This is a genomic window from Ectopseudomonas composti (genome assembly GCF_001567565.1).
Lineage (GTDB): Bacteria > Pseudomonadota > Gammaproteobacteria > Pseudomonadales > Pseudomonadaceae > Aquipseudomonas > Aquipseudomonas composti_A.
The window spans coordinates 484,233-506,050 of record NZ_LSSW01000029.1 but is presented as its reverse complement, the minus strand read 5'-3'; the positions used below and the strand labels follow the sequence as shown (position 1 = coordinate 506,050).

General features: G+C 61.2%; 25 protein-coding genes and 1 tRNA gene. 6 read left to right on the top strand and 20 right to left on the bottom strand.

Translation table 11 applies throughout. The features are described from left to right. Window positions 1-5: 5 nt before the first annotated feature. The 11 genes from ndk to trmJ all read right to left on the bottom strand — a co-directional run bounded on the left by ndk (window position 6) and on the right by trmJ (window position 7,775). Window positions 6-437 (bottom strand): nucleoside-diphosphate kinase, encoded by a 432-nt coding sequence (gene ndk, locus PCLY_RS18855; protein WP_061241138.1) that lies wholly within the window; start codon window positions 435-437, stop codon window positions 6-8. Between the two features lie 101 nt (window positions 438-538). Continuing rightward, window positions 539-739: a Fe-S cluster assembly protein IscX gene (iscX, locus tag PCLY_RS18850; protein ID WP_061241137.1), complete on the bottom strand. Its 201-nt coding sequence runs from the start codon at window positions 737-739 to the stop codon at window positions 539-541. A gap of 16 nt (window positions 740-755) precedes the next feature. Further along, window positions 756-1,097, bottom strand: a complete 342-nt coding sequence (fdx, locus tag PCLY_RS18845; RefSeq protein ID WP_061241136.1) for an ISC system 2Fe-2S type ferredoxin — start codon at window positions 1,095-1,097, stop codon at window positions 756-758. 3 nt (window positions 1,098-1,100) lie between these two features. Then, window positions 1,101-2,966, bottom strand: coding sequence for a Fe-S protein assembly chaperone HscA (hscA, locus tag PCLY_RS18840; protein ID WP_061241135.1), 1,866 nt, complete (start codon window positions 2,964-2,966; stop codon window positions 1,101-1,103). Window positions 2,967-3,011: 45 nt separating this feature from the next. Then, a complete protein-coding gene (hscB, locus tag PCLY_RS18835; RefSeq protein ID WP_061241134.1) occupies window positions 3,012-3,533 on the bottom strand; it encodes a co-chaperone HscB in 522 nt (173 codons plus the stop codon). A 9-nt stretch (window positions 3,534-3,542) separates the two neighbouring features. After that, complete coding sequence (gene iscA / locus PCLY_RS18830) at window positions 3,543-3,866, bottom strand: iron-sulfur cluster assembly protein IscA (protein WP_061241133.1); 324 nt, start codon at window positions 3,864-3,866, stop codon at window positions 3,543-3,545. 13 nt (window positions 3,867-3,879) lie between these two features. Continuing rightward, the gene (gene iscU / locus PCLY_RS18825) at window positions 3,880-4,266 is read right to left on the bottom strand and encodes a Fe-S cluster assembly scaffold IscU (RefSeq protein ID WP_017362576.1); all 387 of its coding nucleotides are present in this window, start codon (window positions 4,264-4,266) and stop codon (window positions 3,880-3,882) included. A gap of 71 nt (window positions 4,267-4,337) precedes the next feature. Further along, a complete protein-coding gene (locus tag PCLY_RS18820; protein ID WP_061241132.1) occupies window positions 4,338-5,552 on the bottom strand; it encodes an IscS subfamily cysteine desulfurase in 1,215 nt (404 codons plus the stop codon). Window positions 5,553-5,582: 30 nt separating this feature from the next. Then, window positions 5,583-6,080, bottom strand: a complete 498-nt coding sequence (iscR, locus tag PCLY_RS18815; protein ID WP_061241131.1) for a Fe-S cluster assembly transcriptional regulator IscR — start codon at window positions 6,078-6,080, stop codon at window positions 5,583-5,585. 137 nt (window positions 6,081-6,217) lie between these two features. After that, window positions 6,218-7,003 carry a serine O-acetyltransferase gene (gene cysE / locus PCLY_RS18810; RefSeq protein ID WP_061241130.1) on the bottom strand — a complete coding sequence of 262 codons (786 nt, stop codon included), beginning with the start codon at window positions 7,001-7,003 and terminating at the stop codon, window positions 6,218-6,220. Next, the gene (gene trmJ, locus PCLY_RS18805) at window positions 6,996-7,775 is read right to left on the bottom strand and encodes a tRNA (cytosine(32)/uridine(32)-2'-O)-methyltransferase TrmJ (RefSeq protein ID WP_061241129.1); all 780 of its coding nucleotides are present in this window, start codon (window positions 7,773-7,775) and stop codon (window positions 6,996-6,998) included. Before trmJ ends, cysE begins: the two co-directional genes overlap by 8 nt. Window positions 7,776-7,919: 144 nt before the next feature. On the opposite strand from trmJ, the gene suhB reads away from it, so the two are divergent. Continuing rightward, a complete protein-coding gene (gene suhB / locus PCLY_RS18800) occupies window positions 7,920-8,735 on the top strand; it encodes a type III secretion system regulator SuhB (protein ID WP_061241128.1) in 816 nt (271 codons plus the stop codon). 133 nt (window positions 8,736-8,868) lie between these two features. Here suhB and PCLY_RS18795 read toward each other — a convergent pair whose 3' ends face one another. The 7 genes from PCLY_RS18795 to PCLY_RS18765 form a co-directional block, all read right to left on the bottom strand. Further along, window positions 8,869-9,411, bottom strand: coding sequence for a glycine zipper 2TM domain-containing protein (locus PCLY_RS18795; RefSeq protein WP_061241127.1), 543 nt, complete (start codon window positions 9,409-9,411; stop codon window positions 8,869-8,871). 118 nt (window positions 9,412-9,529) lie between these two features. Continuing rightward, window positions 9,530-10,447 (bottom strand): protein translocase subunit SecF, encoded by a 918-nt coding sequence (gene secF, locus PCLY_RS18790; protein WP_061241126.1) that lies wholly within the window; start codon window positions 10,445-10,447, stop codon window positions 9,530-9,532. A 9-nt stretch (window positions 10,448-10,456) separates the two neighbouring features. Continuing rightward, window positions 10,457-12,325, bottom strand: coding sequence for a protein translocase subunit SecD (gene secD, locus PCLY_RS18785; protein WP_061241125.1), 1,869 nt, complete (start codon window positions 12,323-12,325; stop codon window positions 10,457-10,459). Window positions 12,326-12,550: 225 nt separating this feature from the next. After that, window positions 12,551-12,880 (bottom strand): preprotein translocase subunit YajC, encoded by a 330-nt coding sequence (yajC, locus tag PCLY_RS18780; protein WP_061241124.1) that lies wholly within the window; start codon window positions 12,878-12,880, stop codon window positions 12,551-12,553. Window positions 12,881-12,920: 40 nt separating this feature from the next. Then, complete coding sequence (gene tgt, locus PCLY_RS18775) at window positions 12,921-14,036, bottom strand: tRNA guanosine(34) transglycosylase Tgt (protein WP_197432210.1); 1,116 nt, start codon at window positions 14,034-14,036, stop codon at window positions 12,921-12,923. Window positions 14,037-14,056: 20 nt separating this feature from the next. Continuing rightward, window positions 14,057-15,100 carry a tRNA preQ1(34) S-adenosylmethionine ribosyltransferase-isomerase QueA gene (gene queA / locus PCLY_RS18770; RefSeq protein WP_061241122.1) on the bottom strand — a complete coding sequence of 348 codons (1,044 nt, stop codon included), beginning with the start codon at window positions 15,098-15,100 and terminating at the stop codon, window positions 14,057-14,059. 68 nt (window positions 15,101-15,168) lie between these two features. After that, entirely contained in the window at window positions 15,169-15,912 is a 744-nt protein-coding gene (locus PCLY_RS18765) for a substrate-binding periplasmic protein (RefSeq protein ID WP_061241121.1), read from the bottom strand. Between the two features lie 220 nt (window positions 15,913-16,132). Here PCLY_RS18765 and PCLY_RS18760 point away from each other — a divergent pair. From PCLY_RS18760 to PCLY_RS18750, 3 genes are all read left to right on the top strand, one after another. Then, a tRNA-Leu gene (locus PCLY_RS18760) sits at window positions 16,133-16,217 on the top strand. Window positions 16,218-16,553: 336 nt separating this feature from the next. Then, a complete protein-coding gene (locus tag PCLY_RS18755) occupies window positions 16,554-16,766 on the top strand; it encodes a cold-shock protein (RefSeq protein ID WP_003459665.1) in 213 nt (70 codons plus the stop codon). A gap of 104 nt (window positions 16,767-16,870) precedes the next feature. Then, window positions 16,871-17,368: an RDD family protein gene (locus tag PCLY_RS18750; protein ID WP_061241120.1), complete on the top strand. Its 498-nt coding sequence runs from the start codon at window positions 16,871-16,873 to the stop codon at window positions 17,366-17,368. A 61-nt stretch (window positions 17,369-17,429) separates the two neighbouring features. Here the strand turns inward: PCLY_RS18750 and lptG are convergent, their stop codons facing one another. Both lptG and lptF read right to left on the bottom strand, forming a co-directional pair. After that, window positions 17,430-18,494 (bottom strand): LPS export ABC transporter permease LptG, encoded by a 1,065-nt coding sequence (gene lptG, locus PCLY_RS18745; RefSeq protein ID WP_061241119.1) that lies wholly within the window; start codon window positions 18,492-18,494, stop codon window positions 17,430-17,432. Then, on the bottom strand, window positions 18,487-19,611 hold the full coding sequence (lptF, locus tag PCLY_RS18740) for an LPS export ABC transporter permease LptF (RefSeq protein WP_061241118.1): 1,125 nt from the start codon (window positions 19,609-19,611) through the stop codon (window positions 18,487-18,489). Before lptF ends, lptG begins: the two co-directional genes overlap by 8 nt. Before the next feature lie 143 nt (window positions 19,612-19,754). Here lptF and PCLY_RS18735 point away from each other — a divergent pair, with 143 nt between their 5' ends. Together PCLY_RS18735 and PCLY_RS18730 are read left to right on the top strand one after the other, a co-directional pair. Beyond that, complete coding sequence (locus tag PCLY_RS18735; RefSeq protein ID WP_061241117.1) at window positions 19,755-21,242, top strand: leucyl aminopeptidase; 1,488 nt, start codon at window positions 19,755-19,757, stop codon at window positions 21,240-21,242. A gap of 107 nt (window positions 21,243-21,349) precedes the next feature. Then, on the top strand, window positions 21,350-21,769 hold the full coding sequence (locus PCLY_RS18730) for a DNA polymerase III subunit chi (protein WP_061241116.1): 420 nt from the start codon (window positions 21,350-21,352) through the stop codon (window positions 21,767-21,769). The last annotated feature ends 49 nt before the right edge of the window (window positions 21,770-21,818 follow it).

The following is a 21,818-nucleotide window of genomic DNA, read 5'->3' as shown; positions in this document are numbered from 1 at the left end:
GCCAATCAGCGAATGCGCGCGCACAGCTCGGTAGCGGAGAAGAAGTAAGCGATTTCGCGAGCAGCGGACGCTTCGGAATCCGAACCGTGAACGGCGTTTTCGTCGATGGAAACGGCGAAGTCAGCACGGATGGTGCCGGCAGCAGCTTCTTTCGGGTTGGTAGCGCCCATCAGTTCACGGTTTTTCAGGACGGCGTCTTCGCCTTCCAGAACCTGAACGATGACCGGGCCGGAAGTCATGAAGGCAACCAGATCCTTGAAGAAGCCACGCTCGCTGTGCTCAGCGTAGAAACCAGCAGCTTCGCGATCGGACAGTTGCACCATCTTCGAAGCGACAACGCGCAGGCCGGCTTTTTCGAAACGGGTGGTGATCTCACCGATGACGTTCTTGGCAACGGCGTCAGGCTTGATGATGGAGAAAGTACGTTGAACAGCCATGTGAAGCTCCAGAAACTTTAGGGTTAAAGCGAAAAATTAAACCCGCGAATTATACGCGGGTTCCGGTTAAAAGCGTAGGGCAGGCGCCGTAAGCGCCTGTTTCAATCGAGTTCTTCGATCCAGGCGGCCTGTATCGCCTCCAGCACTTTCTCCCCCCCGCGCTGCGGGTCATCGGAGAACTCTGGCAAGGATACGACCCAACGGTGCAGATCGACGAAGTTCACGTAGCGCGGATCGACATCCGGCTTCTGCTCGCTCAGCTCGATGGCGATGTCCAGTACATCGGCCCATTTCAGACTCATGATGATGCTTCCTGGATTAATGCGGCGCTTCAGCCGCGTGATTAAGCGAATACTTGGGAATCTCGACGGTCAGGTCTTGCTCACCGACTATGGCCTGACACGCCAGGCGCGACTGAGCTTCGAGCCCCCAGGCCTTGTCCAGGTAGTCTTCCTCCAGCTCGTCGGCCTCGTTCAGCGAATCGAAGCCTTCGCGCACGATACAGTGACAGGTGGTGCAGGCACATACACCACCGCAGGCGCTCTCCATCTCGATGTGGTGCTCATGCGCCAGCTCGAGGATGGAAACGCCAGGCTCGGCCTCTACCACCAGACCATCCGGGCAGAATCGCTCGTGGGGCAGAAAAATTACCTGCGGCATCAATTATTCCTCGATCTCATTCAGATTACGCCCTGCCAACGCGGCTTTTACCGTCGAATCCAGGCGGCGGGCAGCAAACGCATCGGTCACCTGCGACAGACGCTTGGTCTGCCGCTCGATCGCCGCGCCATCGCTACCCGCAAGCAGATCACGCAACTCCTGCACCTGCAGTTCGATGACCTCGCGCTCCTCGGCATCCAGCAAACGCTCACCATCGGCCTCCAGCGCAGCTTCGACCGCCTCGATTAGGCGCTGGGCATCGACCTGCTGCTCACGCAGTACACGGGCCGCCTTGTCATCTCCAGCGTTCTGGAAGGAGTCCTGCAGCATGCGGGCGATTTCGCCATCGGTCAGACCGTAAGAGGGTTTGACCTGAATGCTCGCCTCGATACCCGAACTCAGCTCGCGAGCCGCGACACTGAGCAGGCCGTCGGCATCGACCTGGAAGGTCACGCGAATCTTCGCCGCCCCTGCCACCATCGGCGGGATGCCGCGCAATTCGAAGCGCGCCAGGGAGCGACAATCGGCGATCAGCTCGCGCTCACCCTGCAGCACGTGAATCATCATGGCCGTCTGGCCATCCTTGTAAGTCGTGAACTCCTGCGCACGCGCCACCGGAATGGTGGTATTGCGCGGAATCACCTTCTCCATCAACCCGCCCATGGTTTCCAGGCCGAGCGACAGCGGAATCACGTCCAGCAACAGCAACTCTTCGCCATCGCTACGCTGATTGCCGGCCAGGGCATCGGCCTGGATCGCGGCGCCAATGGCCACCACCTGATCCGGATCGATATTGGTCAGCGGCGCACGACCGAACAGCTCGCCAACCGCCTCGCGCACACGCGGCACACGGGTCGAACCGCCCACCATGACCACTGCACTGACCTCTTCCAGCTCGACACCCGAATCGCGCACCGCGCGGCGGCAAGCCTTGAGGCTGCGCGCCACCATCGGCTCGATCAGTGCCTCGAACTGCTCACGCGACAACGAACCACGCCAGTCGCCGTGGCTCAGCTCGACACAGGCTGCCTCAGTCAGTCCTTCCTTGGCCGCACAGGCGGCCTGCAACAGGCTGCGCTGGGTCGCCGGGTCGAGATCGTTGGAAATGCCAGCCTGCTGGATGATCCAGTCGGCAATGGCATGATCGAAGTCATCGCCACCCAGCGCACTGTCGCCGCCGGTGGCCAGCACTTCGAACACACCGCCAGTCAGGCGCAGGATGGAAATATCGAAGGTACCGCCACCGAGGTCATAGATGGCGACCACGCCCTCGGCCTTCTGATCCAGGCCATAAGCGACCGCAGCAGCAGTCGGCTCATTGAGCAGACGCAGAACGGTGAGACCCGCCAGGCGCGCAGCGTCCTTGGTGGCCTGACGCTGAGCATCGTCGAAATAAGCCGGAACGGTAATCACCGCACCAACCAGCTCCCCGTCCAGGGTCTGCTCGGCGCGCAGGCGCAGGGTCTTGAGAATTTCTGCCGACACTTCTACCGGGCTCTTCGCCCCTTGCACCGTCTCGATGAAGGGCATATGCGACTCGCCCGCGGAGAAGCGATACGGCATCTGCTCACCAAGCTGATGAACATCGGCAATGCCACGCCCCATCAGGCGCTTGACTGACAGCACGGTATTGAAAGGATCAGAGGCGGCGGCCAGCTTGGCCGACCCACCAACCTCGACGCTTGCTGCGTGGTAGCGCACGGCGGAAGGCAGGATGACCTCGCCATCAGCGTCAGCCAGAGGCTCGGCCAGACCGCTGCGTACAGCGGCAACCAGCGAGTTGGTAGTACCCAGGTCGATGCCCACTGCCAGCCGACGCTGGTGCGGTTGCGGACTCTGTCCTGGCTCGGCGATCTGCAATAAGGCCATGGTCTTCTTGAAATCATCAGGCAGGCCGCCCAGGCGACCTACAGGTTAATCGTCGAGGCGCTCTTCTAACTGGCGCACTTCATGAGAGAGCTTGTCGAGGAACTGCATGCGGCGCATCAGACGCTCGGCCTCTTCGCGGCGAGCCTCATCGTCCCAGCACGCCGCGAAGCTGTCATTGAGCAGCTCCTGCGCCGACTTCAGGCGACGCTTGAAGGCGGCAACGCCAGCAAGATCGGCGTCGTCCTGCAATTCCTCCAGCTCTTCGCGCAACTGCATCTGCTGCAGCAGAAAATCCGGATCCTGCACCGTCACTTCCAACGGCAGCTCGGGGCCGCGCATCGCCAGCAGGTAGCGCGCACGCTGCGAAGGTGTTTTCAGGACCTGATAGGCCTCGTTGAGGCTGGCCGAACGCTCCAGCGCCAGGCGCTGCTCGCGCTCGCCCGCATCAGCGAATCGGTCGGGATGCACCTGGCGCGCCAGTTCACGATAACGGACGGCCAGCTGATCCAGATCGAGGCGAAAACTCGGCTGCAGATCGAACAAAGCGAAATGGCACGGATTACCCACGACAGAGCCTCAAACGTTGAAGCTCTCGCCGCAGCCGCATTCGCCACGCACGTTGGGATTATTGAACTTGAAGCCCTCGTTGAGGCCTTCCTTGACGAAGTCCAATTCGGTGCCATCGAGATACACCAGGCTCTTGGGATCAATGATCACCTTGACGCCATGGCTCTCGAAAACCTGATCTTCCGCTGCCGGTTCATCGACGAACTCGAGCACGTAGGCCAGGCCGGAGCAACCGGTAGTACGCACACCGAGGCGAATGCCCTCGCCCTTGCCGCGCCCCTCGAGGGAACGCTGCACATGACGAGCTGCTGCTTCAGACATGGTGATGGCCATTACAAACCTCGTATCAGAGCAAGCCTTTCTTCTGCTTGTAGTCGCGCACGGCAGCCTTGATGGCGTCCTCGGCGAGTACGGAGCAGTGAATCTTCACCGGCGGCAGCGCCAGTTCTTCGGCGAGCTGGGTGTTCTTGATGCTCTCGGCTTCATCCAGAGTCTTGCCCTTCATCCACTCGGTGGCGAGGGAGCTGGAGGCGATAGCCGAACCGCAGCCATAGGTCTTGAACTTGGCATCTTCGATGACGCCGCTCTCACTGACCTTGATCTGCAGGCGCATGACGTCACCACAGGCCGGCGCACCGACCATGCCGGTACCGACGTCCGGATCCTCGGCGTTGAGCTTGCCGACGTTGCGCGGGTTTTCGTAGTGGTCGATGACCTTGTCACTGTATGCCATGTTGTACTTCCTCTCTCATCAGGTGCCGCTCTCCGGCGGAGCGCTCAGCGAACGATCCGCCTCGGCAGCTTTTAGTGTGCTGCCCATTCCACGGAGGAAAGGTCGACACCTTCTTTGAACATATCCCACAGGGGCGACAGTTCGCGCAGCTTGTCCACGGCCTCACGGACCTTGGCAGCGGCATAGTCGACTTCTTCCTCGGTGGTGAAACGACCGAAGGTGAAGCGAATCGAGCTGTGCGCCAGTTCGTCGTTGCGGCCCAGGGCGCGCAGCACGTAAGACGGCTCCAGGGAAGCCGAGGTACAGGCCGAACCGGACGATACGGCGAGGTCCTTGAGCGCCATGATCAGCGACTCACCCTCGACGTAGTTGAAACTCAGGTTGAGGTTGTGCGGCACACGGGCCGTCAGGCTGCCGTTGACGTACAGCTCTTCCATGTCTTCCAGCTGGCGATAAAAACGATCACGCAGAGCCGTGATGCGCTGATTCTCGGCAGCCATTTCTTCCTTGGCGATGCGGAAGGCTTCACCCATCCCAACGCACTGGTGAGTGGCCAGAGTGCCCGAACGCATGCCGCGCTCATGGCCACCGCCGTGAGTCTGTGCTTCCAGACGCACGCGCGGCTTGCGACGCACGTACAGGGCGCCAACGCCTTTGGGGCCGTAAGTCTTGTGCGCGGAGAAGGACATCAGGTCGACCTTCAGCTTCTCCAGGTCGATTTCGACCTTGCCAGTGGACTGCGCAGCATCGACATGCAGCAGCACACCGCGGGAGCGGGTCAGCTCACCGATGGCAGCAATATCGTTGATGGTGCCGATTTCGTTATTGACGTGCATCAGCGAGACCAGCGTGGTGTCCTCGCGCAGCACTGCCTCGACCATGGCGGGCGTGATCAGCCCATCTTCGCCCGGCTCAAGGTAAGTCACTTCGAAACCTTCACGCTCGAGCTGACGAGTGGTGTCCAGCACCGCCTTGTGCTCGATCTTCGAGGTGATGATGTGCTTGCCCTTGCTGCTGTAGAAGTGCGCAACACCCTTGATGGCAAGGTTGTCGGATTCGGTAGCGCCGCTGGTCCAGACGATTTCACGCGGGTCGGCGCCCACCAGCTCAGCAACCTGACGACGGGCGTTTTCGACAGCTTCTTCTGCCTTCCAGCCGAATACGTGAGAGCGCGAAGCCGGGTTACCGAAGTTACCGTCGACCAGCAGGCACTCACTCATCTTCTGCGCAACACGCGGGTCTACCGGCGTGGTGGCGGAATAATCGAGGTAGATCGGCAATTTCATTGGTTTTCTCCTATCAGGCAAACGCCCTGCTCACTCGATGGCAGACGCTTCAATCTTATCCAAAAGCGGTGCAGTGCCCCTGCCGGAGCAGCGACGCTGATCCTGACGCAACGCGACTTCCTGCACCTCATGGCGCGCGACCAGATCAGCCAGGCTGATGCCGCTGAGAAATTCGTGAATTTGCTGACTGAGGTCGCACCACAGGTGATGGGTCAGACAGGTGTCACCAGAGTGACAATCGCCCTGCCCCTGGCAGCGCGTGGCATCCACGGACTCATTGACCGCATCGATCACCTGAGCTACCTGAATGCCGCGCATGTCACGCGACAGCTGATAACCGCCACCCGGCCCACGCACACTGGAAACCAGGCTGCCGCGGCGCAGCTTGGCGAACAGCTGCTCGAGATAGGACAGAGAGATGCCCTGCCGCTCGGAAATATCGGCCAGGGAAACGGGACCGTGCTGCGCATGCAGCGCCAGGTCAAGCATGGCGGTAACGGCGTAACGGCCTTTGGTGGTCAGTCGCATGGCTCTACCACGAATCACTGAATTGCGGCGAAGTATGCGATTCCCGAGTATTTAAGTCAACTATAAGACCTATTAATTTACTCAGGATTGACCGCAAAAACGAGGCGGCACTATAGCAAATGCCGCCTCGCTACGCATTACGCTGCGGGCTTGTCGCTCTGCTGCTGGTCCTTGCACACGTCCGCGAAATCTTCGTCGCGCAGAGTCGGCAAATCCTTGGCGCAGTAGTCACTGCCCAGCCCCGTCAGCGCCTTGCACATACCCTCCAGACGACCATCGACCGCATGCAGATGATCGAGCAGTTGGCCGATGGCGCGCGCCACCGGGTCCGGCATGTCCTGACCGACGCCGTAGGCATCAAAGCCGATCTTCTCGGCCATGGCCTGACGCTTGGCCTCCTGCTCGTCGTCGGACTTGACGATGATCTTGCCGGGAATACCGACAGCAGTCGCACCCGCCGGCACCGCTTTGGTCACCACCGCATTGGAGCCGATCTTGGCGCCCGCACCGACAGTGAAAGGCCCCAGCACCTTGGCACCGGCGCCCACCACCACACCATCCTCCAGCGTCGGGTGACGCTTGCCCTTGTTCCAGCTGGTACCACCCAGGGTTACACCCTGATACAGCGTGACGTCATTGCCGATCTCGGCGGTCTCGCCGATCACGATGCCCATGCCATGGTCGATGAAGAAGCGTCGCCCAATCTTCGCCCCCGGATGAATCTCGATACCGGTCATCCAGCGCCCGAAATTGGACACCACGCGCGCCAGCCATTTCCAACCCGAGCGCCACAGAGCATGCGCCACACGGTGCAACCACACGGCATGCAGCCCCGGATAGCAGGTCACCACCTCGAAGGCATTACGCGCCGCTGGATCTCGGTGAAAAACGCTTTGGATATCTTCTCGAATGCGCTCAAACATCAGACTTCCCCTGCTTGTGAGGCTCTCCACGCACGGCCTTCTCCGTTTCGGTAAGGATGCCGCGCAGGATATTCATCTCCAACCTGCTCACCGCACTGCGCCCGTAAAGACGACGCAGGCGAGTCATCAGGTGCCTAGGCTTCTGCGGATCGAGAAACCCGATCATCACCAGCACACGACGCAAATGACCGTAAAAAGACTCGAGCTCATCTGCCGTCGCAGCCTGGGAATTGAGCATCGCCGTGGATTCCAGCTTCTCCACCTTGCTTGGCAGATTCTGCGCTGTCAGCCAGGCCATGCGCACTTCATAGGCCAGCACCTGCACCGCCGCCGCCAGGTTCAGCGAGCTGAACTCGGGATTCGACGGAATATGCACGTGGTATTGACATCGCTGCAGCTCTTCATTGGTCAGACCGGCATATTCACGGCCAAACACCAACGCCACTTCACCACCAGCAGCCGCCTGCTCACAACTGGTCACGCCACACTCACGCGGATCCAGCAGCGGCCAGGGAATGCGCCGATCACGCGCACTGGTGCCAATTACCAGCGTGCAGCCGACCAGAGCCTCCTCCAGCGTCTCGACCACCCGCGCAGCATCCAGCACATCGGTGGCACCGGAGGCGCGCGCGACGGCATCCCCACTGGGGAAATCCTCGGGAGCGACCAGCACCAGACGCGACAGGCCCATGTTTTTCATCGCCCGCGCGGCACCGCCGATATTGCCCGGATGACTGGTACCCACCAGAACGACGCGAATATTGTCCAGCAACGCAGACACTCTCAGAAACGTTTAGGGGCAACGATCTTACCCAAGCCCCTGCGCGATTACCATGCGAGGTACAGACGGCACTTCATCAACATTGGTTTTCTGCTAACATGGCCGGCTTTCTTTAACGCCCCAGGTGAACCTCCCATGCAGCCCATGCTGAATATCGCCCTGCGCGCCGCTCGCAGCGCCGGTGAAATGATCTTTCGCTCCATCGAGCGCCTGGATGTCATCTCGGTCGACGAGAAGGATGCCAAGGATTACGTCACCGAGGTCGACAAGGCCGCCGAGCTGATGATCGTCCAGGCCATCCGCAAGGCCTACCCGACCCACAGCTTCCTGGGAGAAGAAGGCGGCGTACTGGAAGGCAGCGGCGAAGGCGCCGACTACCAGTGGATCATCGACCCGCTGGACGGCACCACCAACTTCGTCCGCGGCGTACCGCACTTCGCCATCAGCATCGCCTGCAAGTACCGCGGCCGCCTTGAGCACGCCATCGTGCTGGATCCGGTTCGCCAGGAAGAGTTCACTGCCAGCCGCGGCCGCGGCGCGGCCCTCAACGGCCGCCGCCTGCGCGTCAGCAACCGCAAGAGCCTGGAAGGCGCCCTGCTCGGCACCGGCTTCCCGTTCCGCGACGGTCAGCTCGACCATCTGGACAATTACCTGAACATGTTCCGCAGCCTGACCGGGCAAACCGCCGGCATCCGCCGCGCAGGCGCTGCCAGCCTCGACCTGGCCTACGTCGCTGCCGGCCGCTTCGATGCCTTCTGGGAGTTCGGCCTGTCCGAGTGGGACATGGCGGCCGGCGCCCTGCTGATTCAGGAAGCAGGCGGCCTGGTCAGCGACTTCAGCGGCAGCCATGAATTCCTCGAGAAAGGCCAGATCGTCGCCGGTAACACCAAGTGCTTCAAGGCCGTGCTGACCGCGATCCAGCCGCACCTGGCACCCTCGATGAAGCGCTGAGCTTCCGCCAGGCCATAAAAAATCGCCCGGAGCGATTTTTGACGTCGCGCAGCGACGGCCCGATGGGAGGCCGCCATGGATGGCAGGCCACAAAAAAACGCCCCGAGGGGCGTTTTTTTATTGCTCGAGATCCTTACTGGGCCTGCTGCACCAGCACCAGCTCACCCTGCTTGTTGACCGGAATACGGCTGCCCGGATCACGATCCATGCGCACGGTACCGACCTTCTCGTCCAACTGATATTTCACGTCGTAACCTACCAGCTTCTGGCTGGTATCGGTCACGGTGCTGCAGCGGGTTTCGGTGGTGGTGTAAGTGTCACGCTGCTGCATGCCCTCCTGAATCTTGTTGCCGGCATAGCCGCCGCCAACAGCACCAGCCACGGTGGCGATCTTCTTGCCGTTGCCGCCACCAACCTGATTACCCAGCAGACCGCCAGCGATGGCACCGATAGCGGTACCGGCAAGCTGATGCTGGTCCTGCACCGGACGCTGACGAGTCACGGCCACGTCCTTGCACACCTCCCGCGGAGTTTTCACTGTTTCGTTGATCGGCGTTACAGCCAGCACCTCGGCATAATCCGGGCCACGATCAACCAGACTGTAGGTAGCGACAGCACCACCTGCGGTCACACCAACAGCACCCAGTACGGCACCTACCAATAGTGATTTATTCATTTTTTGTGTCTCCTAGGCTCGGCGACTCGCGCTCTTCTCCCTGCCTAGGACAGCAAAAAGCCGCGGCAAGTTCGACTTACCGCGGCTTTCACTGTCTTTCTTGAAGCCCGTCACACCATCAGGGGCGACCGTCGTCGACCTCGGCCTCGGCCACCGGAGGAATCAGATCCTCGACGCTGAGCTTCAACCACACCAGCACCGAGGCACCAATGTAGACCGACGAGTAGGTACCCACCACCACACCGACCAGCAAGGTCAGGGCGAACGCGGCCAGCACGTCGCCGCCGAAGAACAGCAGGGCCAGCAGCGCCAGCGCGGTGGACAACGAAGTGGCGATGGTACGCAGCAAGGTCTGGGTGATCGAGATATCGACATTATCGATCAACGAGGTCTTGCGCAGCACACGGAAGTTCTCACGAATCCGGTCATAGATGATGATGGTGTCGTTGAGCGAGTAACCGATCATCGCCAGTACCGCAGCCAGCACCGTCAGGTCGAACTGGATCTGGAAGAATGCCAGCACGCCCAGAGTGATCACCACGTCATGCACCAGCGAGGCGATGGCGCCAACGCCGAACTTCCACTGGAAGCGAAAAGCCAGGTACAGCAGGATACCGCCGAGCGCCAGGAGCATGGCGATACCGCCCTGGTCGCGCAGCTCTTCGCCCACTTGCGGGCCTACGAACTCGACACGCTTGACCTCGAACTGCGCAGCGGCATCCACCTTGCGCAGCGCCGCAGCGACCTGGTTACCCAGATCGGCGTCGTCACCCGCCAGGCGCACCAGCACATCGGTGCTGGCACCGAAGCTCTGTACCACTGCGTCGGTATAGCCAGCCTGCCCCAGCTCGTTCTTGATCAGATCAAGATTCGCCGACTGCTCGTACTGCAGCTCGATCAGCGTGCCGCCCGTGAAGTCCAGGCCAAAGTTGAGCCCCTTGGTGAACAGTGCACCCAGGCCAATCAGCGTCAGCACGACCGTGATGGAGAAGGCGATATTGCGGATCGCCATGAAACGAATGATTGATTTGTTCATGACTGCACCTCAGATCCACAGCTTCTTGACGTTGCGACCACCGAAGATCAGGTTGACCAGACCTCGGGTGAACATGATGGCTGTGAACATCGAAGTCACGATCCCCAGTGACATGGTCACGGCAAAGCCCTTGACCGGACCGGTGCCCATGGCAAACAGGATGCCCCCGACCAACAGGGTGGTCAGGTTACTGTCTAGAATCGCCGAGAAGGCACGATCGAAACCTTCGTGGATCGCTCGCTGCACCGGCAAGCCGTTGGCCAATTCCTCGCGTATCCGCGAGAAAATCAGCACGTTGGCGTCAACCGCCATACCCAGGGTCAGCACGATACCGGCGATACCCGGAAGGGTGAGCGTCGCCCCGATAGCAGACATCAGACCGACCAGCAGCACCAGGTTGAACGCCAGGGCCACGGTCGCCAGCACACCGAAGAAGCGATAAATGGCGATGATGAAGATCGCCACGAAGAGCATCGCCCACTCGGTGGAAGCGACACCTTTGGCAATGTTCTCGGCGCCCAGGCTTGGGCCGATGGTGCGCTCTTCGGCGAAGTACATCGGCGCCGCCAGGCCACCGGCACGCAGCAGCAGCGCAAGCTCGGAGGACTCGCCCTGGCCGTTCAGACCGGTGATGCGGAACTGGCTGCCGAGTGCCGACTGGATGGTCGCCAGGCTGATGATCTTCTTCTCTTCGACGAAGGAGGAAACAGCGACTTCCTGCTCGACACCATCGACGTTCTGGCGCACGTAGCGGGTGACCGGCTTCTGCTCGATGAAGATCACCGCCATGCTGCGGCCTACGTTGTTACGCGTGGCGCGATTCATCAGATCGCCGCCGTGACCGTCGAGGCGAATGTTCACCTGCGGGCGACCGTTCTCGTCGAAACTGGCCTGGGCATCGGTCACCTGATCACCGGTGATGATCAGCTCGCGCTCCAACTGTACCGGCGGACGACCGGCCTCACGGAAGCCGAAGTCCTCGGTCGCACCACGCGGCGCGTCCAGCTCAGCCTGCAAACGGAACTCCAGGTTGGCGGTCTTGCCGAGAATACGCTTGGCCTCGGCAGTGTCCTGCACGCCCGGCAGCTCGACCACGATGCGGTTGGCACCCTGGCGCTGCACCAGCGGCTCGGCCACGCCCAGCTCGTTGACCCGGTTACGCACGGTGGTGAGGTTCTGCTTGATCGAGTACTCGCGAATTTCGGCGATCTTGGCCTGGGTCAGCCCCAGTTGCAGAACCTGCTGACCACCACGCTCGACGGTGGTCAGTTCGAAGTCCTTGTAATCCTTGCGGATCAGGCTCTCGGCCTTGTCCAGCGTCTCGCTGTCGGCGAAACCGAGCTGAATACGGCCATTGCTTTCCGGCATGCTGCGGTAGCGCACACGCTCCTTGCGCAGCAGGCTCTTGACTTCGCCTTCATAGACCTTGCGGCGCACATCCAGCGCCTTTTCCATGTCGACTTCCAGCAGGAAGTGCACACCACCGGACAGGTCCAGACCCAGCTTCATCGGGCTCGCGCCCAGATTGCGCAGCCAGTCGGGGGTGGTTTGCGCCAGGTTCAGCGCCACGACGTAATCGTCGCCCAATGCACGGCGAACGATGTCCTTGGCCGGCAGTTGATCATCTTGTCGGGTCAGGCGAATCAGGCCACCACGACCACGCTCGTCGATGCTGGCCGCCTTGACGGAGATACCGGCGTCCTGCAGCGCCTTGCTGGCGCGATCGATATCCGTCTGCTGAATGCTGAGCGCCGAGCTGGCGCCGCTGATCTGCACGGCAGGATCGTCAGGGTAAAGATTGGGAATGGAGTAAACCAGACCGATCGCCAGTACGGACAGAATCAGCAGGTACTTCCACAGAGGGTATTTATTGAGCATGAACGAGCCGCCCGCTTTATGACGCGGGGCGCTAAAGTGCACCTCTAAAAACTACCTGCGTTGCCATCGCTGCGTTAAAAACAGGCTCAAAATGCTCGAAAATCGCTCGTAAAGTCGGTCGCGACCCCGGCCGTTTCTCGCCTGTTTTTGCCTTGCGCTGGCTGCCTCGCCTACGTTTTTAGAAGTGCCCTAAAGCGCCCCGTCGAATGGAAACTAAGAACCGAATCAGATGGCTTTCAGCGTGCCCTTGGGCAGGGTGGCGGCGATGGCCTGTTTCTGGAATTTCAGCTCGACGGTGTCAGACACCTCGATGACCACGAAATCTTCAGCAACCTTGGACACCTTGCCAGCGATGCCGCCGCTGGTGACCACTTCGTCGCCCTTCTGCAGGTTGCCGAGCAGATTTTTGTGTTCCTTGGCACGCTTGGCCTGCGGACGCCAGATCATCAGATAGAAGATGACCAGAAAACCGATCAAAAATACCCACTCGAAACCGCTGCCGGCAGGGCCAGCAGCCGCGGTGTCAGCGTAGGCGGCGGGGATGAAAAAGCTCATGTAACACTCCTAATGGAAAGGATCTTGAATCGTTCAGGAATCAGTCAAGCGGCGGCACAGGCAGGCCACGCTTGGCATAGAAGGTTTCGACGAAGGCGGCCAATGTACCCTGTCCGATAGCCTCGCGCAAACCAGCCATAACCCGCTGATAATGCCGCAAGTTGTGGATGGTATTGAGCATGCTACCGAGCATTTCGCCGCACTTGTCCAGATGGTGCAGATAAGCGCGCGAGAAATGTTTGCAGGTGTAACAGTCGCAGCTCGGGTCCAGCGGTGAATCATCGTGCTTGTGCACGGCATTGCGGATCTTCACCACGCCGGTGTCGACGAACAGGTGGCCATTGCGCGCATTTCGCGTCGGCATCACGCAATCGAACATGTCCACGCCACGGCGCACGCCCTCGACCAGGTCTTCCGGCTTGCCCACGCCCATCAGGTAACGCGGCTTGTCGGCTGGCATGTGCGGCGGCAGGAAGTCCAGCACGCGGATCATTTCTTCCTTCGGCTCGCCAACCGACAGACCGCCGATGGCCAGACCGTCGAAACCGATCTCGCACAGCCCTTCGAGCGAACGCATGCGCAACTCTTCATGCATGCCGCCCTGGACGATGCCGAATAACGCCGCGCTGCTCTCGCCATGCGCCACCTTGGAGCGCTTGGCCCAGCGCAGCGACAGCTCCATGGAGCGCTTGGCCACGTCGAACTCGGCCGGATAGGGCGTGCATTCGTCGAAGATCATCACGATGTCCGAGCCCAGGTCGCGCTGCACCTGCATCGACTCTTCCGGCCCCATGAACACCTTGGCGCCATCGACCGGCGAAGCGAAGTACACGCCCTCCTCCTTGATCTTGCGCATGGCACCCAGGCTGAACACCTGGAAGCCACCGGAGTCGGTAAGGATCGGCCCTTGCCACTGCATGAAATCATGCAGGTCACCGTGTTTCTTGACCACCTCCATGCCTGGGCGCAGCCACAGGTGGAAGGTATTGCCGAGAATGATCTGCGCGCCGATACCCTCGACGTCGCGCGGGAGCATGCCCTTGACCGTGCCATAGGTACCCACCGGCATGAAGGCCGGGGTCTCGACCACACCGCGCGGGAAGGTCAGGCGACCACGACGGGCCTTGCCATCGGTAGCCAGCAACTCGAAGGACATGCGACAGGTGCGCGTCATACTCAAACCTCGGGCCCGCGCGCGGCGGGATTGCGGGTGATGAACATGGCATCACCGTAACTGAAGAAGCGATAGCCCTGCGCCACGGCTTCGCGGTAGGCGGCCATGGTTTCGGAATAACCGGCAAAGGCCGACACCAGCATCAGCAGGGTCGACTCGGGCAGGTGGAAATTGGTCACCAGGGCATCGACCACATGAAACGGGCGGCCTGGATAGATGAAGATGTCGGTATCACCGCTGAAGGGCTGCAACTCACCGTCTCGCGCTGCGGTTTCCAGCGAGCGCACACTGGTCGTGCCCACCGCAACCACACGCCCGCCACGCGCACGACAGGCTGCCACGGCGTCGACCACATCCTGGCCGACCTCCAGCCACTCGCTGTGCATGTGGTGATCCTCGATACGCTCGACACGCACGGGCTGGAAAGTGCCAGCACCGACATGCAGCGTCACGAAGGCGGTTTCCACCCCCGTGGCGCGGATCGCCGCCAACAATTCGTCATCGAAGTGCAGACCCGCGGTCGGAGCCGCCACGGCGCCGGCCTTCTGCGCGTAGACGGTCTGATAACGCTCGCGATCCGCCTCGTCATCCGGCCTGTCTATATAAGGAGGCAGCGGCATGTGCCCGACACGCTCGAGCAACGGCAACACCGGCTCGGCAAAGCGCAGCTCGAACAGCGCATCGTGGCGCGCGACCATCTCGGCCTCGCCACCACCGTCGATGAGAATCTGCGAACCGGGCTTGGGCGATTTACTCGAGCGCACGTGAGCGAGCACGCGATACTGATCGAGCACGCGCTCCACCAGCACCTCGAGCTTGCCGCCAGAGGCCTTCTGACCGAACAGGCGCGCCGGAATCACTCGAGTGTTGTTGAACACCATGAGGTCGCCAGGACGCAGTTGCTCCAGCACATCGGTGAACTGGCCATGGCGCAGCTCACCACTTGCTCCATCGAGCTGCAACAGGCGACTGGCGCGGCGCTCGGCCAACGGGTGACGAGCGATCAGCGACTCGGGAAGATCGAAGTGGAAATCGGCAACACGCATGATTCGGAGGGGGTATTTCTGCAGGGTGGCAAAGCTTACCGGATTTCCACTTGTCCGACCACGTGAGCCTACGGAGCGTAGTTGGCGACAATACGCGCCAAGGTGCCGTCGGCCTGCAGGGCGCGGATGGCGGCATTGAAGGCCTCCAGCCGACCAGCCTGGTCACGATGCAGGCGTAAGCGCAACTGAGAGCGGTTGATCGTCGGCCCCTCCTCTACCTCTTCCCAGCGCGAGGCCTGCGATTGCGAATTCTGGTGCTGCAGGTAGCGCCACTCCAGGCGGTCCAGAATGCCGGCCTCGCTGCGCCCCTGGGCTACCAGATAGATCAGCGCCCGAGCATCGGCGCCATCGTTGCGCTGGAAATACTCACTGCCAGCGTAGCCATAACCGCGCACAGTGGCGATCGAGCGACCACGCAAGTCCTGCAGGCTCTGATAGGGAAACCGCCTGCCCGGCGCGAAGATCAGCATTTCCTCAGCCTGCAGCACCGGTACCGTCCACAGTGACACCCCCATCTGCCCGCGATCGCTACGCCAGCTCTTGCTGACGCAGCACTCGATCTGCAGATGGCCTTCGCGGAAAAGCTTCTGCGTACGCAGCGGCGGCAGTGGATGACTGGCCTGCAACTGCTCTGGCAAACGCTGATCCAGCGCGAGCATGAAGTCGTGGAGAATGCCACTGACACGCGCCCCATCGACGATCCAGTACGGCGCCCAGCTCTCATCGGTCACGGCGTAGGTCAGGGTCTCGGCGCGAGCGCCCGGCACGAGCAGCAGAGCGGCAACCAGCGCCCGGCACAATACTCTGGTCACACAACGGCTCCCACGACGGCATCACCCCGAAATCATTGATATAAACGCCATACTCGGCGGTCTTGATGACAGCCGCGATTTTAGCCGTTAGCTGGTCATAAAAGCCGGACGCAATCAGCATTACCATTGGTTGTTAGTACAGGAACGCGCCAATAGCGAATCACAGCACTGCAGCCGATTGACCAGCGCCAGACGCATCCCTATACTGCGCCGCCATCGTGCCCCGGTGGCGGAATCGGTAGACGCGGCGGATTCAAAATCCGTTTTCGAAAGGAGTGGGAGTTCGAGTCTCCCCCGGGGCACCACGATTCGAAGCCCGCAAGACATTGGTCTTGCGGGCTTTTTCGTTTTTACGCGAACAACTTGGGCAATTGTTGCAAGCAGGTTGCAGAGGAACTTTTTCGGCACCTCGGCAAGCCCCGTAAAACCTGGCTGGCGACCTTGCTGGCGGGGGTTGGCAATTGCGCAAAACTTAGCGTAGAGTGAACGAACTGTTTGCATGGGTCGCTGTGAATCGTGACTCTGGTGCAGCAGATCATCAAGATCCGCTACATCCCGCTCGACTTCTATTACTCCTTGCAACCAGTCTCAGCCCTCTATACTTGGAGGCTGTCATCAACTCTAGTTTCAAGGAAAAAGACATGTCGAATCGTCAGAACGGTACCGTCAAGTGGTTTAACGACGAGAAAGGTTTTGGTTTTATCACTCCTGAAAGCGGTCCGGATCTGTTCGTGCACTTCCGCGCGATCGAAGGTAACGGCTTCAAGAGCCTGAAAGAAGGCCAGAAAGTCAGCTTCGTAGCTGTGCAAGGTCAAAAAGGCATGCAGGCTGACCAGGTTCAAGTCCTGGGCTAATCGCCGCTGCTTTGAAGAACCCCTGATCTCTATCAGGGGTTTTTTTATGCCTGAGGAAAAGTCGCGGTTAGAATGGCGCGCACTTTCGTCACAGCGAGCCCATCATGCCGAAACACCAGCTGCGCCCGCAGGGAGATTTCCCCACTGCCGGGTTGATTCGTCGCCTGGCGGCCCTCTTCTACGACTTTCTGCTCTGCGTGGCCCTGGTCATGGTCGTGACCCTGGTCTACCAGCAGGGCATCCTGCGCCTGATCCACGGAGGCGATACGCTCAGAGCCATGGCCGAAGCCGGCGCCCTGGACCATGACCCGATTCTCGCCAGCCTGGCACTTCTATCGCTGTTCGCCTTCTTCGCCAAGTTCTGGACCCATAACGGCCAGACGCTGGGCATGCAGGCCTGGGGCCTGCGCATCCAGAATGCCGATGGTACGGCCATCGACCTGTGGCAGGCGCTGCTGCGCTTCGTGGTCGCCATTGGCTCGTGGCTGTTCGCCGGCCTCGGTTTTCTCTGGCAGCTATGGGATAAACAGGGCCGCACCTGGCACGACATCTATTCCGATAGCCGCGTGGTGCAACTGCCGAAGAACATTCACAAGAAGTAACCTCGGAGCAGATACGAAAAAGCCGGTTCATTGAACCGGCTTTTTCATGCCCGCCATCGACTCAGCCAGCGCGGCGTAACAGCCATACACCCGCCAGCGCACAGATGCCGGCCGGCACCAGCACCGCAAGCAGCGGCGAGAAGCCGAATACCAGGCTCGATGGCCCCAGCAGGTCCTGGGCGATACGGAAGACGAACCCCACCAGCACGCCAGTGAACACGCGCTGGCCCAGCGTCACCGAACGCAGCGGGCCGAAGATGAAGGAAATCGCCATCACCACCAGCGCGCCGGTTACCAGCGGCTGCAGTACCTTGGTCCAGAACGCCAGCCAGTAGCGGGCATTGTTCAGCCCCTGCTCGCCCAGGTAATGGATGTATTGCCACAGCCCGGTGACCGACAGGGCCTCGGGCTCCATCACCACGGTGCCGAGCAGCTCTGGATTGAGCTCGATATCCCAGCGTTCTTCCGGCTGATTGAGCACTTCGGAATGATCGTCATGCAGCAGCGTGGTCTGCACGTTGCGCAGCATCCAGTGGTTGTCACGGTACTCGGCGCGACGGGCGAAACTGGCCGAAAGCAGGCGACGCTCATCATCGAAGCGGTAACGCGTCACCCCAAGCAGAATGCCATTGGGCTGCACGGCATTGATGTGCACGTACTCCTGGCCCTGGCGATGCCACATACCGCGCTTGGAACTCTGCGCCGCTCCGCCACCCTGGGCGAGCGCACGATCGGCCTGAGCCTGGTTCTCGGTCATCGGAGCGACGTATTCGCCGATCAGAATACCGGCCAGCATCAGCACCAGCATGGGCTTCATCACCGCCCAGACGATACGCCCGATGGACACTCCGGCAGCGCGCATGATGGTCAGCTCACTGTTGCTGGCCAATGTACCGAGGCCAATCAGGCAGCCGATCAGCGCTGCCATCGGCAGCATCTCGTAGGCACGGCGCGGCGCGGTCAGCAGAACGTACCAGAGCGCCTGGCCGAGGCCGTAGTCACCCTTGTTCAAGTCGCCCAGTTCGTCGATGAAGGCGAACAGCAGCGCCAAGCCGAGAATGATGCCCAGCACTGCCAGAATGGCGAAGAACACCTGAGCACCGATATAGCGATCCAACTTAGCCATGAGCCACCTCCGACACCGGCGCACGACGACTGGCCCACCACAGACTCAGACGTTCCCAGTAAAGCAACAACAGGCCAATGGCGAGGAAGATGCCATGCACCCACCACAACCCCAGCGCCGGCGGCAGCTGCCCCTTGTCCAGCGCACCACGTGCAGCGATCAGCAAGCCAAGGTAAGCCATATAAAGGAAGATCGCCGGCAGCAGCTTGAGGAAGCGCCCCTGGCGCGGATTGACCTTCGACAACGGCACGGCCAGCAAGGTGACGATGAACACCAGCAACGGCAGTGACAGGCGCCATTGCAGTTCGGCCTGCATGCGCGGGTCCTCGCTGCCGAACAGCTCACGAGTCGGCGTCGCCTCACGTTCGCTGGCTTCGACGGCCACCTCGGGCTTGGGCAGCAACACGCCGTAGGTGTCGTACTGGATGGCGCGGTAATCCGCCTCGCCCGGCTCGCCGTCATAGCGGTAACCATTTTCCAGAATCAGATAACGGCTGCCATCTTTCTGAATTTCCTGACGACCGCTTTCGGCTACCAGCACGGTAATGCCGCGCTCGGAACGGCCATCTGCAGCGAAGCGCTTTTCCGACATGAACACGCCGCGCAGCTCGCTGCGGTCGGCCGACAACTCCTGCGAATAGGTCACCCGGGAACCATCGCGCAGCGACTGGAAGCGGCCCGGCACCAGAGTATCGAGCTCGGTCAGGGCATCCTGCTCACTGATGATGCGTGCCACGCTGGCCACGCCTTGCGGCGCCAGGCCAAGGCTCAGCCAGCCGACCAGCAGTGCGACGATCAGGGCCGGCGCCATGCTGTAGGCGGTGAGGCGCTGCTGGCTCACACCGGTAGCCGACAGCACGGTCATCTCGCTGTCCAGGTACAGGCGGCCGTAGGCCAGCAGGAAACCGAGGAACAGACCAAGCGGCAGGATCAACTGCAGGAAGCCGGGAATCCGGTAACCCATGATCAGAAACAGCACGCCAGGATCGAGCACGCCCTGTGCGGCTTGGGCCAGGTATTTGATGAAACGACCACTCATGATGATTACCAACAGCACAGCGCTCACTGCACTGAGGGTCACCAGCACTTCGCGGGACAGATAACGGAAGACGATCAAACCGGACGCTCCAGGGTTGTCAGGCTCAGGCGCGAGCGCTCAAACTAGCCGCACCTACTTGCCGGCCCACCGCAGGGTGGACCCTCGAAAAATGGCGGCCATTATCCGTCAAACCCGACTCTTTGTCTTGGGGACAGCTCACTATGGAATTGCTCGTCAAAAGTACCCGCCCGGAAACCCTGAAAACCGCGACGCTGGTTGTCGCCATCGGTGAAGGCCGTAAGCTCGGCGATGCCGCCAAGGCCGTCGACCTGGCCAGCAATGGCGCACTGAGCGCCGTGCTCAAGCGCGGCGACATCGCCGGCAAACCAGGCCAGACCCTGCTGTTGCACAGTCTGCCAGGACTCAAGGCCGAACGCGTACTGCTGGTGGGCTGCGGCAAGGGCGACCTGTCCGACCGCCAACTGCGCAAGCTGGTTGCCAGCGTGCATGGCGTGCTCAAGAGCCTGGGCGGCAGCGACGCCCTGCTCGCCCTGGGCGAACTCAAGGTCAAGAGCCGCGACACCTATGGCAAGACCCGCCTGATCGTGGAAACCCTGGCCGACGGCACCTACCTGTTCGAGCAGTTCAAGAGCCAGAAAGCCGACCCGCGTGCTCTGAAGAAGATCACCCTGGTCGTCGATAAGGCCGAGTTGGCCGATGCCGAACGTGCCCTGCAGCATGCCCGCGCCATTGCCAGCGGCGTCGCCTTCACCAAGGATCTGGGCAACCTGCCACCGAATCTGTGCCACCCCAGCTACCTGGCCGAAGAGGCCAAGGCTCTGGGCAAGGCGCACAAGAACCTCAAGGTCGAGATCCTCGACGAGAAGAAGCTCAAGGAGCTCGGCGCCGGCGCCTTCCTCGCCGTAGCCCAGGGCAGCGAGCAGCCGCCGCGGATGATCGTCATGCACTACCAGGGCGGCAAGAAGGATGAGAAACCCTTCGCCCTGGTCGGCAAGGGCATCACCTTCGACACCGGCGGCATCAGCATCAAGCCGGCTGCCGGCATGGACGAGATGAAGTACGACATGTGCGGCGCCGCCAGCGTGTTCGGCACCCTCAAGGCCGTGCTCGAGCTGCAACTGCCGATCAACCTGGTGTGCCTGCTGGCCTGCGCCGAGAACATGCCCAGTGGTCGCGCCACCCGCCCTGGCGACATCGTCACAACCATGAGCGGGCAGACCGTGGAAATCCTCAACACCGACGCCGAAGGCCGCCTGGTGCTGTGCGATACCCTGACCTACGCCGAGCGCTTCAAGCCGCAGGCTGTGATCGACATCGCCACCCTCACCGGCGCCTGCATCGTCGCCCTGGGCAGCAACGTCTCCGGCCTGATGGGCAACAACGACACGCTGATCAAGCAGATCCTCAAGGCCGGCGAAAGCGCCGACGATCGCGCCTGGCAGCTACCGCTGCATGACGAGTACCAGGAGCAGCTCGACAGCCCGTTCGCCGACATCGCCAACATCGGCGGGCCGAAGGCTGGCACCATCACCGCCGGCTGCTTCCTGTCGCGCTTCGCCAAGAACTTCCACTGGGCGCACCTGGATATCGCCGGCACCGCCTGGATCAGCGGCGGCAAGGACAAGGGCGGCACTGGCCGTCCGGTACCGATGCTGACCCAATACCTGCTGGATCGCGCCAAGGCCTGATGCCATAGCCGGGCCACGCCCCTGTAGGAGCGGCTTCAGCCGCGATAACTCGCGATGAAATCGCTCCTACAGCATTCAGCCACCACCCCTGACCTACTGAAAACCGAATGCCCAGAATCGAGTTCTACGTTCTCTCCTCCAGCGACGCCACAGGTCGCTTGCGCGCGGCCTGCCAACTGGCGCTCAAGGCCTGGAGCGCCGGCTTGCCGGTGTTCGTGCGCGGCAGCGACGAGGCGCAGTGCGGCGAGCTCGACGAAATGCTCTGGCAGTTCAAGGCCGAACGTTTCGTGCCCCATGATCTGTACCAGGACGCCCCGCTGTCGCCCGTGGTACTGGGTATCGACGAAGTGCCGAGCGCCGAGCAAGGCGTACTGATCAACCTTGGCAGCAGCCTGTCGCCGCATGTCGAACGTTTTTCACGCATCATCGAGATCGTCAATCAGCAGCCTGAACTGCTGGGCGCCTGTCGCGAGAATTTCCGCACCTATCGCCAGCGCGGGTATGATCCACAACGCGTCGAACTTTAGTGTCCGTGCACGCTCACAACTCATGTCACTCCCGCCCAACTTCTCGCTG

Excerpts from the sequence above, each read along its gene's own strand:
- ndk (WP_061241138.1), bottom strand. The coding sequence starts at position 437 with ATGGCTGTTCAACGTACTTTCTCCATCATCAAGCCTGACGCCGTTGCC.
- iscX (WP_061241137.1), bottom strand. The coding sequence starts at position 739 with ATGAGTCTGAAATGGGCCGATGTACTGGACATCGCCATCGAGCTGAGC.
- fdx (WP_061241136.1), bottom strand. The coding sequence starts at position 1,097 with ATGCCGCAGGTAATTTTTCTGCCCCACGAGCGATTCTGCCCGGATGGT.
- hscA (WP_061241135.1), bottom strand. The coding sequence starts at position 2,966 with ATGGCCTTATTGCAGATCGCCGAGCCAGGACAGAGTCCGCAACCGCAC.
- iscA (WP_061241133.1), bottom strand. The coding sequence starts at position 3,866 with ATGGCCATCACCATGTCTGAAGCAGCAGCTCGTCATGTGCAGCGTTCC.
- iscU (WP_017362576.1), bottom strand. The coding sequence starts at position 4,266 with ATGGCATACAGTGACAAGGTCATCGACCACTACGAAAACCCGCGCAAC.
- PCLY_RS18820 (WP_061241132.1), bottom strand. The coding sequence starts at position 5,552 with ATGAAATTGCCGATCTACCTCGATTATTCCGCCACCACGCCGGTAGAC.
- iscR (WP_061241131.1), bottom strand. The coding sequence starts at position 6,080 with ATGCGACTGACCACCAAAGGCCGTTACGCCGTTACCGCCATGCTTGAC.
- cysE (WP_061241130.1), bottom strand. The coding sequence starts at position 7,003 with ATGTTTGAGCGCATTCGAGAAGATATCCAAAGCGTTTTTCACCGAGAT.
- suhB (WP_061241128.1), top strand. The coding sequence starts at position 7,920 with ATGCAGCCCATGCTGAATATCGCCCTGCGCGCCGCTCGCAGCGCCGGT.
- PCLY_RS18795 (WP_061241127.1), bottom strand. The coding sequence starts at position 9,411 with ATGAATAAATCACTATTGGTAGGTGCCGTACTGGGTGCTGTTGGTGTG.
- secF (WP_061241126.1), bottom strand. The coding sequence starts at position 10,447 with ATGAACAAATCAATCATTCGTTTCATGGCGATCCGCAATATCGCCTTC.
- secD (WP_061241125.1), bottom strand. The coding sequence starts at position 12,325 with ATGCTCAATAAATACCCTCTGTGGAAGTACCTGCTGATTCTGTCCGTA.
- yajC (WP_061241124.1), bottom strand. The coding sequence starts at position 12,880 with ATGAGCTTTTTCATCCCCGCCGCCTACGCTGACACCGCGGCTGCTGGC.
- tgt (WP_197432210.1), bottom strand. The coding sequence starts at position 14,036 with ATGTCCTTCGAGTTGCTGGCTACCGATGGCAAGGCCCGTCGTGGTCGC.
- queA (WP_061241122.1), bottom strand. The coding sequence starts at position 15,100 with ATGCGTGTTGCCGATTTCCACTTCGATCTTCCCGAGTCGCTGATCGCT.
- PCLY_RS18755 (WP_003459665.1), top strand. The coding sequence starts at position 16,554 with ATGTCGAATCGTCAGAACGGTACCGTCAAGTGGTTTAACGACGAGAAA.
- PCLY_RS18750 (WP_061241120.1), top strand. The coding sequence starts at position 16,871 with ATGCCGAAACACCAGCTGCGCCCGCAGGGAGATTTCCCCACTGCCGGG.
- lptG (WP_061241119.1), bottom strand. The coding sequence starts at position 18,494 with ATGGCTAAGTTGGATCGCTATATCGGTGCTCAGGTGTTCTTCGCCATT.
- PCLY_RS18735 (WP_061241117.1), top strand. The coding sequence starts at position 19,755 with ATGGAATTGCTCGTCAAAAGTACCCGCCCGGAAACCCTGAAAACCGCG.
- PCLY_RS18730 (WP_061241116.1), top strand. The coding sequence starts at position 21,350 with ATGCCCAGAATCGAGTTCTACGTTCTCTCCTCCAGCGACGCCACAGGT.